We start from the raw sequence: 9,731 nt of genomic DNA, 5'->3' as shown, positions 1-9,731 counted from the left end.
CGATGTCACCGATATCGACGTGGACGCCTACGGCACCTATACCTTTAGATGGACCGAGGACAACAACGGCTGCACCGACTTCAGCGAGATAACCGTGAACTTCCACCAACAGCCCCTGGCCGATGCCGGCAGCGGGGGCGACGTCTGCGACATCGCCAATGCCTTTGTCACCAGTGCCTCCGCATCCAACGGCACCGGCACATGGACCAACCAGACCCCCATGGTCGGCAACGCCACCTTTTCGGCACCCAACAACGATGTCACCGATATCGACGTGGACGCCTACGGCACCTATACCTTTAGATGGACCGAGGACAACAACGGCTGCACCGACTTCAGCGAGATAACCGTGAACTTCCACCAACAGCCCCTGGCCGATGCCCCGGCGGATGTCGAGGACTGTGACGCCTACACCCTGCCGGCCCTTACCAACGGCAACTATTTCGATATGCCCAACGGAGGGGGCAACGCACTCTCCACAGGGGACAACATCACCACAACCACCACACTGTACGTCTTCAGCCCCGGCAACGGATCGTGCCCCGATGCACAGAACTCCTTCGTGGTCACCATAAACAGCTTATCCGCCAACACATCAATCCAAAACGAATCCTGTCTAGGAACAAATGATGGTGCAATCAACATATCGATAGATAGTGGTCTGGCACCATACACGATTCAGGTTGATGCAAATCCAGAAGTGATGTTTGTAAATGATAATTTCATAATCAATGGATTATCAACGGGCAATTATTCTTATACCATAGTTGATGCCAATGGCTGTGAAATGACCGAAATGATTCAAGTTCAAACAGAAGGGGTCAACTTAAATGCAATTGTTCAACCTATTTATGGTTGTAACGCCAATGCATCGACCAACACTATTGAAGTAGTAATGGAAGATTCTTCAGTTGCATCAGATGTATTATATGCACTTGATTCCACAAGCCCCAATGATTTTGTGTTGAGTTCAAGCTTCACCAATATTCCACCGGGGACTCATTTCCTTTCAATCTTACATAACAATGGTTGTATGGAAACAATTCCTTTTGAAGTTGAATCCATAGCTCCTTTACAACTTGACTTGGCCAATACCAATATCAATGAGATTACGGCCTCTGTAACCGGAGGTATTGGTCCTTACACGTATTTCTTTGATGATAGGCCAGGAACCAATGCCAATGTGTTTCACATAACCCAAAGCGGAACCCATACTATTCGTGTTATTGATAACAATGGTTGTGAAACTATTGAAACAATGGTACTCGAATTCTTGGATATTGAGATTCCCGACTTCTTCACTCCCAACAATGATGGGCAAAATGACCTCTGGAGTCCCAGGAATATTGAAGGATTCCCCAAAATCGAGACTATCATTTTCGACCGCTATGGACGGGAAATACGAATTATGGGTGCCTTGGATGCAGGATGGAACGGCCATTACGAAGGTAGCCCCCTTCCCTCTGGTGACTATTGGTATATCGTAAGGCTCAATGATGAAAGTGATCGGGAGTTTGTTGGACATTTTACGCTGTACAGATAAATAAATTATAATGAAAAAAATAACCCTATTTATACTATTAATGAGCCTGTTCCTGGTAAGAGGGCAAGAATTGACCATTCCTCAACTTTCACAATACCTTTCTGACAATCCCTTTCTAATGTCGCCTTCCTACGCTGGAATCGGTAATTATGTAAAAGTACGAATGAACGGGCTTACCCAATGGGTGGGGGTCCAAAATGCTCCCGATACCCAATCGTTGTCAGCTGATGTGAGATTGGGCAACAAATCAGGTATTGGAATGGTGCTCTACAACGATGCAAATGGGGAAACCAAACAGCGGGGTGGCAAAATCTCTTTCGCCCACCATTTGATCATAGATAGGCACGAGGACAACTTCTTTTCCTTTGCCTTGAGCTTTAACATGAATCAATTTCGAATAGATATTGAAAATTTTGATGAAAACAATGATCAAGCAATTGTGGATGATCGTGCTTCGAACAATCCCAATTTTGATGTTGGTGCCCTGTATCGAAGGGGTGGATTCTACTTGAGCATGAATGTTTCCAATATTCTTAACAAGAATTTCAAAAATTTCAATCCCATTTTCGAGCCGAATACTTTGCGTAATTATTATTTGTACGCTGGATATAAATATCGAAAACACCCTAGAGACAAATTTGAGCTGGAGCCATCACTTTTCTTCCAATATTTTGAAAGTGATGGCCGATCAGTCACTGATGCCAATATCAAGTTTAGGTGGTATGATTTCTTGGATTACTATTATGCCGGTTTTACCTACAGGTTTTTAAACGATCAACCTGGAAGTCCGCTTTATGTAGCCCCTATTATCGGATTGAAGAAAGGGGATTTTTACTTCGGCTATTCGTACCAGGTGATAATGAATGAAATATTGGGCTATTCCTCTGGAACCCATGTATTGACCCTGGGCATAGACCTTTTTCAAGGTATTTCGAATTGTACGTGCACTTATTGATAAACTTTAAATTTTATAAATATGATTTCATACCCAAAACCACCTAAAATCATCAACCTACTTACGCTTGTTATGTTTTGTGTTTTGTGTTTTTCTTGCGGAAAAGATGACAATGGTCCTTTATCTAAACCACCAGATAAAGGAGCCACAATATCTGCTACCAGTTCGGATACCATATTGTACGTCACTGTTGATAATTACGACATCCCAGTCTATATATCCATCCCCAAAGATTGTAATCTTAAGGATTTTCCCGCAGTTGTTCTTAAGCACGGATCAGGAGGTATGTGGAAAGATGATGATCCATCCAAAGGAATAATGTCAAGTCAAAACAGAGAGTGGAAAGATATTTTTAATGAGAATTGTTTTGTCGGGGCTTACGTGGACAGCTACACAGGTGCTGGAGCAGTTGAAAGATCAGGAAAATGGGACACTCCTCCAGAGACCTTTAAGATAAGTGCTCAGTTTGTGCGCCCCAGACATGCCAATGCCGCCCTTACTCTTTTACGGAACTTGACTTTTGAAGACGGTTCCAAAATCGTAAGATCAAAAGATATTGGCATTCTTGGTTTTTCCGATGGTGCAGGAGCCACTTTTGCTACTCTTTATGATTCAAATGCCACACCATCAGGTTGGAAATGGACCCAAAAATACGATGGCAAGGAATATACCGAGGCCGACGGGGTACGGCCACCACCCGTAATTCCCAATGAGGGAGGTTTCAAAGGTGGTGTCTTTTATTACGGAGGAGTTTATGGCCATGGTTATTGGGGCGGAAATCCTTGTGGAGACGACGCTCTTACGGATAACATTTATCAGGTGTACGCCCCTATGTTGTTCCATATTGCTGCCGAAGGTTATTTGGCCGAAAATGCTCTGTGCATGGTAGACCTGCTCATGGAAAAGGAAAATCCCATAGAACTAAATCTGCTTGAGAACGTCGGGCATGGTTTTGACACGGATGAGCTTGAGCAAAGTGTACGGGCAAGAAATAATACCATTGATTGGTTCAAAGAACTCTTTAATATGAATTAATAGCATTAACAACGTATAAAATTGGAGTTCGGACCAAATAATATGTTATCAACAACCCTTCTTAGATAATCTACTTCAACTTCTACAACCTTTTGTTCCCCAAATTAAATTACGCCAATCCGACTCCTGTATGAAACCTAAATGTTTCACTATAACCAGAGAACACAAATCATCCTCAAAAAATAAAATCAAAAAAGGAAAGGGTTCTATTGAGCCTAAACCAGAACATTTTAAATAATTAAATAGACATGAGAGATAACTTTCTTGAAAAATGGATTTTAAACCTCGTAAAATCCGAATATGAGTTTGGTAACATCCCCAAAAAAGCAACCTATAAGCTTAGGGAAAGAATGGACGATTTTATAGAGGTAACCATTGATTGGATGGATGAGGACAATAACAGTTACAAAATGGTTTACCACGCAAGATCATTTGGAAAAAGGAGAATAAGTGAAAGCACCGAATCTGTGGAAGATTCGATTTTTGACCTTGAAAATTACTATACCCTGGAAATTCATTCATATGTAAACCACATTAAAAGAAACTATAGTACCCGAAGAATTGCCAATTATGATGTAATGAACGTCGTTGGCCAGCTGGAACATTTAGGTGAAACCAATGATGCCAAAACATAATCTTCAACTTATCCCCAAAAACAAACACTGGCTTGTTTGGCTATTAAATGTGTTGTGAGCTTTTGAAATAATATCCAATCAGGTAGTTTTTCTCAATTTTATAGTTGGAAATAAACTTTGCAAGAAAGGTTATGGGTTTTTGATTCACGGGTTGATTTGCATTTTATCGACAAAAAAGGCATTTGGTCGGTTTTGAGGCATTTGTCAAATTAAAGGCTGCATCCGTCCATTACCGGATTATTTCATCTTAATATTCCGTTACTTAGATAATGTATCAACAAAGGTTCCCAAGTCTTTTAACTTAATCATTGATCATGCATCTTTTAACAATAATTTGGACATTGATTTGTGCGGCCATAATCATAGGATATCCTATGTACCTTATTAACAAATCTTATACCGAACATACTACCATTAAAAATCAACATTCGCTACTGTCTTCCGACACAATAGAGCTTCTTTCCTATGATATGAGCAAGCAATCACCAGGCTGGTCATTTATTTTAGATGTCCCCCAAATAACCGAAGAAACATTACACCATTATCCTATCTTGTTCTATTTGGAAACTGAAGAAACCTGTTTAAAACTACCCTTAAACAATGGCACCTTGGGATACGTTGCAAATGTTTATAAAAATGTAGGCAGGGTCTATATTACTTTTAAAAGTCTTTTGGACAGTGTTTCCAATTATCATGTGCCGCCAAGGCATCTGATAAATCTTAAAATTCTTATCATAAAATCGAAGCATAAAAATACATTTAATAATGACGTAGGAAAATCAGGAAAACTGATGGTGTACGAGACATTGCAAAGGGCTGGGGTAAATATTAACAACTATAATGATGTGCTAACTTATTTTAGCAATTTAGCCCCAATAGAATTTAAAGGGCATTTTAAACCATCAGCAAGTACGGGTAAATCTCCAACACGACTTACGACTATTTCAACATCCAATTTAGGTGTTAAATCAGCTTAATTCTGGGATTATGAAAATACTTGTAGTAGTATCTGAAGATAGATTTAATTCTTTGTAATTGTTATATGGTTACAAAAAAAATCGCTCCATATATTAAAACAACAAATTTATCAATTGAGAACAAGGATACGTCAACCGGTACGATTAATGAATGACCAAATCTTGTAATTTCATTCGATGAAAATCATTAAAGATTTAAACTTAAGAGTTTAATATCAATGACATTAACGCTACGCTCACCACAAGTAACTTCTAATTTACTGTAAGCAAGTATGGGGTTATGCTGCGCAATAGTAATTTAAGAGGTGAAAATGGTGAGCTTTTTAAAGAGAGGTTATCCAATCTTATTTAAAATTAAGATTAGAATGGGTTATTTTAAAAGAATTAAAAAAATCCGAAATTTACCTCCTAGTCAAAATTAATTCCCCCAATTTATCCAGAAACTTCGGTTCCTTATCAAAAGGAGAAGATTTTTTATGGAAATTCATGAAAAAATTAATTATTAAATTAATACAATTGACCTAACAGTATAATAAATACACAATAGATAAAACTATTATTCTAAAAAGCTAAATAATGTGAAAGTCTCTGCTTGTTATGAATTATTTGTTCAACTACAAGCGAGCACTTTTCATGTGCAACCAAAAGCAACCTTATGATACTAAAAGTAGTAATTGTTGAAGATGAAAAACACAGCCGTGAAACGCTCAAATCATTGTTGGAAGAATTTTGCAAAGATGTACAAGTAATAGCCATGGCCAGTTCTGTCCAGGAAGCTGTTAAAGTACTGTCTGTTTATAGCCCAGATGTTGTATTTCTTGACATCGAATTGCAATCAGGTGTGGGATTTGATGTCTTGAATCAAATCAAAGAGCCTAGTTTCGAAGTTATTTTTACTACAGCTTTCGAAAAATATGCTGTTAAAGCAATCAAATTTAGCTCTTTGGACTATTTGCTAAAACCTATTGATTTAGATGAACTACAACAATCTGTTGAGAAAGCAAGAACCCGCATGGACACAAATGTATATAGGCAGCAGATAGACACTCTTATGCAAAGCCTTTCCAGAGAATCTAACAAACAAGAAAAAATTTGTTTGGCCACAACGGCGGGCATGGAATTTATCGCAATTGACGATATTATTCTGTGTAAAGCGGATGGCTCCTACACTTCCTTTGTTCTGAAAAACAAAACCTCCCTTTTGGTCAGCAAACATCTTAAAGAATATGAAAACTTGTTATCTGACCAACTATTCATGCGGGTGCATAATAGCTATCTCATCAATTTAAGAGAGGTAAAAAAGTATATTAAATCTGATGGTGGTTATATAATTATGAGCAACGATATGCATGTTAGCCTTTCTCCTAGGAAAAAAGATGATCTTATCGATGCGATGAAAAGGTTATAAGAGTTGAGTGCTTGAATTTACTTGAGTTCTACTCTATTTCTTTTTGTCCACCAGACTTTTGGTAAACTCATTTAATGCATCTACCTTTTCATCAAAATCTCCTTTTAAGGTTTTTCGATATTCATTCAAATTTTTGACCAAATCATCAATATTTTCGGGAACAATATCTTCAAAGAATTGTCTTAGCCTCTTTGCTACAGTTGGAGATTTTCCATTTGTAGAAATAGCAATTTTCACATTCCCTTTGGTCACTATTCCACCCATATAAAAATCACAGAATGGTGGATTGTCTGCTACATTTACCAAAATGCTTTGCGCTCTGCAATCATGGTAGACCTGCTCATTTACGTTGACGTTGTCCGTACATGCAACAACTATATGCTTCCCTTTCAGGTATTTTTTATGGTATTCGGCTGTTGTTATCTCAACATTATGTTTATTGGCCAACTCCAAGGTATTTCCTAAAAATTTTGGGGCCACAATTTGAACATTGGCATTTGGACTTGATTTTAACAGAAAAGTCAATTTTTCTAGTCCAACATTACCTCCTCCAACAACAAGTATGTTCAAGTTTGCGGCTTTAAGAAAAATGGGGTACAGTTCATTCCGTTCCATTCGCAATCGCTTTTTTGATTAAACCCATGGACTGGTCGGAAATTGGCAACTTAGTTGCCGCACTCTGCCCTTTCAAGGACATTTTTCTCCATGTTTTTTGAAGTATCTCCACTACCTTTTCATCAGAATGTTTGTTCGCGAAGGGCTCAAAATAATACCGTAGAAATACCAAACAAACTACATCTTCCAAGGTTTGGGTCTCTTCGTTTTTCTTTAGCTGCTTTTTTAGCAAAAGAAACTCTACTTGATCGATAATTTCAGATTCATAGCCTAGTTGCTTGAGTATTTCCGTTGTTTTTTGCGCATGGAATTTTTTTAAATCCTGTCGCCATTTCAAATATCCCGTACGATTCATTTCATAATCACTTCTAGGAATTTGCCATCTGCAGATGTGCTGCGATCGCGCTGCCAGTTGCAATCCCTCTGAAACTTCAGGAGCAAATTCCTTCAAGGTGTCCGTCATACGGGTAGCATACAGCAACTCCTTCGGAAATTTTTCTCCGTTATACATTTCGATATTGGGATCCTTGCTATTGGCCTCGTCAAAAAGTTGAAACGCCATAGACAGCTTTTGGGATTCAGGCATTGCCTTTTTTTTTATTAAAAGTATTCAGAATACCCCACACCACAAAAGGCGATGCTCTTTCCCCTAAAAAATTTAGAACTGAGCCGAGAAATTATTTTTTGATGACCCTCCCGTCGCTGGATAATATCTGCCTAACAATTTCGGCGTCGCCCTTATAAAAAAGTCTGGCATCTGAACTCGCGGTAACATCAATCGTGTTTGAAACAGTCAGATAGGCATCACTATCGGATGACAACGAAATCTCTAAATCTTCAATGTGAAGTCCATAATCACCCAACTTACTGTCGGAAGATAATGTGGCTTCCAAATTATCCATTGTGCCAATGGCATCGATGGCACTGTCGGAAGTTAACTTGAGTGTGGCATCTTGTGTTCTAATTTCTCCATCCACTTTAGCACCAGAGGAGAGGTTCATGAATGCGCGTGATGCATCTAGAATTAAATTCACTTTACTATCAGAGGAAGCTCTTAACTCAAAATCATTCGTTGTAATATTTCCCTCAAAATATGCATCGGAACTTAAATCTATCGTAACGTCATCAGCATTCAAGAAATCATCCAAATAAATGGATGCATCGGAAGATGCCTCAAAATCCTTGATTTCAGCTGTGGTAATATGCAACTGCAAGGTTTCTTTGCCCTTAATGTTGATATAGTTTTTAAGTTTGACCGTAAGTTTTCCTCCTTCTTTATAAACCCTGATTTTGTCAAATAAATTATCATTGGCCTTTATTCGAACACTTTCTTCGGTGTCCGAAAAGGTAACATATGCTTTAAAATCCGTTGCGACCGATAGCGCCGTAATATTGTCAAAATCGTATTCTATAGTGGATATCTCATCGGATACCCTAATAGTTTCATAGGAGCAAGAGGAGGCAAACACCCCTATTGCCGCAGCAATAAAAATTGTTCTGATTGTTATCATGTTGTTCGTTTTTTGATTAAAATTCTATTCGGCAGCTCAACAAAGGTGGCCATTCCAATTGGCACTCCGCCTCTGTTGTTCTGCAACTAGGTTAAAGAAATTAGGCCATTGATACGATGAGAAAACCATGTATCAATCCTCCAAAATGATGTGCTGCCGTAATCGTATTTTCTTAATGTTCTGAATGGTCTTTAGGCCAGTTCCCTTTCTAGTTTGAGCATGGGCATCCAGTAGAAATTTATTGCTGACCATTCGTCTATTTCCAAATTTTGGGTGCTTCTTACAAATACAGCTCCGTTCTTTGAAAATACGTGTTTTGCTACTAAACCTTGATTGATTGACTGTTCGTTTTTTGATTTGTTATTCATTGCGCAAGTGTTTTTTATATCGATTTCTACCCATATTGAAAACGCCCACTTTTATACCAAATCCGGCGGAAAAGCCATTGATATTCTTTATGCTGTTCGGCGCCAAGTCGATCTTGCTCGAAAATCTGTATCTCATCCCTGCCTCTAATTGCACATATCTTGACAAATTGAACAGTAGATTGAGCCCTGGCTCTACAACAAAAACTTCGTCCCATTCATTCCGATCAAAATCGATATCTACATCCCGATTGTTATCTTCTACATATACTACCGCACCAGCACCCAACATAACCGGGAATGACAAATTAATCTTGGATTTGCCAAATAGGATGGGTTCTACATGAAGCCCGGCATAAGCACCAGCAAAATCTAGGTTCTCAAAAGTACTTTGCAGTATGTTTTGTTGGGAATAAAATCCTACTGCAGCAAAACCGACCTCCACTTGTTGGTTGGCCACATAGGCAACTTTAAAGTGTCCGTGATACGTGTTTTTACCATCAATTTCGCCAAAATAGGTGCCCAGTCCAAGATATACACCATGCACTACATTTCGTCGGTCATTAAATTCAATGTAATCCCCATCGTCTTCCGTTTGAGCCAATGCGCTGCATGCAAAAAGCAGTAACATGGGGAGTAGTAATCTGTTCTGTTTCATCGTTTTTTGATTAGGTTGTCGAGTTAAAG

Annotated in this window: 11 protein-coding genes; 6 read left to right on the top strand and 5 right to left on the bottom strand. The window is 38.8% G+C overall.

Going from position 1 to position 9,731, the window contains the following annotated elements:
• The 6 genes from IAG46_RS13005 to IAG46_RS12980 form a co-directional block, all read left to right on the top strand.
• The coding region (locus tag IAG46_RS13005; protein ID WP_190810778.1) for a T9SS type B sorting domain-containing protein at positions 1-1,543 on the top strand (1,543 nt) is incomplete at its 5' end.
• A gap of 10 nt (positions 1,544-1,553) precedes the next feature.
• A complete protein-coding gene (locus IAG46_RS13000) occupies positions 1,554-2,498 on the top strand; it encodes a type IX secretion system membrane protein PorP/SprF (protein WP_190810777.1) in 945 nt (314 codons plus the stop codon).
• 21 nt (positions 2,499-2,519) lie between these two features.
• Positions 2,520-3,533: a hypothetical protein gene (locus IAG46_RS12995; RefSeq protein WP_190810776.1), complete on the top strand. Its 1,014-nt coding sequence runs from the start codon at positions 2,520-2,522 to the stop codon at positions 3,531-3,533.
• Between the two features lie 248 nt (positions 3,534-3,781).
• Entirely contained in the window at positions 3,782-4,168 is a 387-nt protein-coding gene (locus tag IAG46_RS12990) for a hypothetical protein (protein WP_190810775.1), read from the top strand.
• Between the two features lie 314 nt (positions 4,169-4,482).
• A complete protein-coding gene (locus IAG46_RS12985) occupies positions 4,483-5,145 on the top strand; it encodes a hypothetical protein (RefSeq protein WP_190810774.1) in 663 nt (220 codons plus the stop codon).
• Between the two features lie 655 nt (positions 5,146-5,800).
• Positions 5,801-6,553: a LytTR family DNA-binding domain-containing protein gene (locus IAG46_RS12980; RefSeq protein WP_190810773.1), complete on the top strand. Its 753-nt coding sequence runs from the start codon at positions 5,801-5,803 to the stop codon at positions 6,551-6,553.
• Between the two features lie 33 nt (positions 6,554-6,586).
• Here the strand turns inward: IAG46_RS12980 and IAG46_RS12975 are convergent, their stop codons facing one another.
• The 5 genes from IAG46_RS12975 to IAG46_RS12955 all read right to left on the bottom strand — a co-directional run bounded on the left by IAG46_RS12975 (position 6,587) and on the right by IAG46_RS12955 (position 9,702).
• A complete protein-coding gene (locus IAG46_RS12975; RefSeq protein WP_190810772.1) occupies positions 6,587-7,168 on the bottom strand; it encodes a bifunctional precorrin-2 dehydrogenase/sirohydrochlorin ferrochelatase in 582 nt (193 codons plus the stop codon).
• A complete protein-coding gene (locus IAG46_RS12970) occupies positions 7,155-7,730 on the bottom strand; it encodes a DUF4202 domain-containing protein (RefSeq protein ID WP_223826677.1) in 576 nt (191 codons plus the stop codon). Before IAG46_RS12970 ends, IAG46_RS12975 begins: the two co-directional genes overlap by 14 nt.
• A 115-nt stretch (positions 7,731-7,845) precedes the next feature.
• Positions 7,846-8,679 (bottom strand): DUF2807 domain-containing protein, encoded by an 834-nt coding sequence (locus tag IAG46_RS12965; protein WP_190810770.1) that lies wholly within the window; start codon positions 8,677-8,679, stop codon positions 7,846-7,848.
• A gap of 191 nt (positions 8,680-8,870) precedes the next feature.
• Entirely contained in the window at positions 8,871-9,047 is a 177-nt protein-coding gene (locus IAG46_RS12960; RefSeq protein ID WP_190810769.1) for a hypothetical protein, read from the bottom strand.
• On the bottom strand, positions 9,040-9,702 hold the full coding sequence (locus IAG46_RS12955) for a hypothetical protein (protein WP_190810768.1): 663 nt from the start codon (positions 9,700-9,702) through the stop codon (positions 9,040-9,042). Before IAG46_RS12955 ends, IAG46_RS12960 begins: the two co-directional genes overlap by 8 nt.
• Positions 9,703-9,731 lie beyond the last annotated feature (29 nt).

This window comes from Flagellimonas sp. S3867 (assembly GCF_014698935.1).
GTDB lineage: Bacteria > Bacteroidota > Bacteroidia > Flavobacteriales > Flavobacteriaceae > Flagellimonas.
This window is presented reverse-complemented; position numbering and strand designations above follow the sequence as displayed.

Bases quoted from the DNA above. Each gene is read 5' to 3' on its own strand.
- IAG46_RS12995 (WP_190810776.1), top strand. From the start codon at position 2,520: ATGATTTCATACCCAAAACCACCTAAAATCATCAACCTACTTACGCTT.
- IAG46_RS12955 (WP_190810768.1), bottom strand. From the start codon at position 9,702: ATGAAACAGAACAGATTACTACTCCCCATGTTACTGCTTTTTGCATGC.
- IAG46_RS12975 (WP_190810772.1), bottom strand. From the start codon at position 7,168: ATGGAACGGAATGAACTGTACCCCATTTTTCTTAAAGCCGCAAACTTG.
- IAG46_RS12985 (WP_190810774.1), top strand. From the start codon at position 4,483: ATGCATCTTTTAACAATAATTTGGACATTGATTTGTGCGGCCATAATC.
- IAG46_RS12960 (WP_190810769.1), bottom strand. From the start codon at position 9,047: ATGAATAACAAATCAAAAAACGAACAGTCAATCAATCAAGGTTTAGTA.
- IAG46_RS12990 (WP_190810775.1), top strand. From the start codon at position 3,782: ATGAGAGATAACTTTCTTGAAAAATGGATTTTAAACCTCGTAAAATCC.
- IAG46_RS12965 (WP_190810770.1), bottom strand. From the start codon at position 8,679: ATGATAACAATCAGAACAATTTTTATTGCTGCGGCAATAGGGGTGTTT.
- IAG46_RS13000 (WP_190810777.1), top strand. From the start codon at position 1,554: ATGAAAAAAATAACCCTATTTATACTATTAATGAGCCTGTTCCTGGTA.
- IAG46_RS12980 (WP_190810773.1), top strand. From the start codon at position 5,801: ATGATACTAAAAGTAGTAATTGTTGAAGATGAAAAACACAGCCGTGAA.
- IAG46_RS12970 (WP_223826677.1), bottom strand. From the start codon at position 7,730: ATGGCGTTTCAACTTTTTGACGAGGCCAATAGCAAGGATCCCAATATC.